General features: G+C 43.6%; 2 tRNA genes and 2 rRNA genes. All 4 read left to right on the top strand.

Annotated elements, in window-relative coordinates:
- Positions 1-108: ribosomal RNA gene (locus I6E24_RS16455) — 16S ribosomal RNA — on the top strand; the annotation flags it as partial.
- 73 nt (positions 109-181) lie between these two features.
- Positions 182-255 (top strand) — tRNA-Ile (locus I6E24_RS16450).
- A gap of 220 nt (positions 256-475) precedes the next feature.
- Positions 476-549, top strand: a tRNA-Ala gene (locus I6E24_RS16445).
- A gap of 155 nt (positions 550-704) precedes the next feature.
- A 23S ribosomal RNA gene (locus I6E24_RS16440) occupies positions 705-904 on the top strand; the annotation flags it as partial.

Here is a 904-nt window from a genome sequence, read left to right as displayed (position 1 = left end):
GTACCTGAAGTGCGTAACCGCAAGGAGCGCCCTAGGGTAACACTGGTAATTGGGGCTAAGTCGTAACAAGGTAGCCGTACCGGAAGGTGCGGCTGGAACACCTCCTTTCTGGAGAGATACCGTAGAATAGATTAAGAAGGTTTAGCTTCTTGTACTACAGGCAAGTTTGTTTTTATTATACAGTCCTATAGCTCAGTTGGTTAGAGCGCTACACTGATAATGTAGAGGTCGGCAGTTCAAATCTGCCTGGGACTACATCGACTGAAAGTCAATGTTTCAGGTAGCAAATCTGCCTGGGACTACATCGACTGAAAGTCAATGTTTCAGGTAGCAAATCTGCCTGGGACTACATCGACTGAAAGTCAATGTTTCAGGCTGCAAAGCTGAATGAAAATATAATAAAAAGTTGCTTTTTTATTTGCGAGTTCAAAATAAAACACTTACCTTTGCACCCGCTTTTGAAAAAGAACAGCATGGGGGATTAGCTCAGCTGGCTAGAGCACCTGCTTTGCACGCAGGGGGTCAACGGTTCGAATCCGTTATTCTCCACTACAGATTGATAGGATAGACGTAGTCAATCCTTGAAAATATAAAGATCTTTGACATGATGTAACAAGCTGAAAAGTAAAAATTTGGTCAAAACCAAAAGAGCTAAAAGTATATATCATCCGCTCTGTTGTAATATACAGAGTGTGTACGTGATAACAAAAGTAATTAAGGGCGCATGGCGGATGCCTTGGCTCTCGGAGGCGATGAAGGACGTGATAAGCTGCGATAAGTCACGGGGAGGTGCAAATAACCCTTGATCCGTGAATTTCCGAATGGGACAACCCGATATCCTGAAGGGATATCACCTTACTAATGTAAGGGGCTAACGCAGGGAACTGAAACATCTTAGTACCTG

The sequence above is a fragment of the Bacteroides caecigallinarum genome, from assembly GCF_021530995.1.
GTDB lineage: Bacteria > Bacteroidota > Bacteroidia > Bacteroidales > Bacteroidaceae > Phocaeicola > Phocaeicola faecigallinarum.
This window is presented reverse-complemented; position numbering and strand designations above follow the sequence as displayed.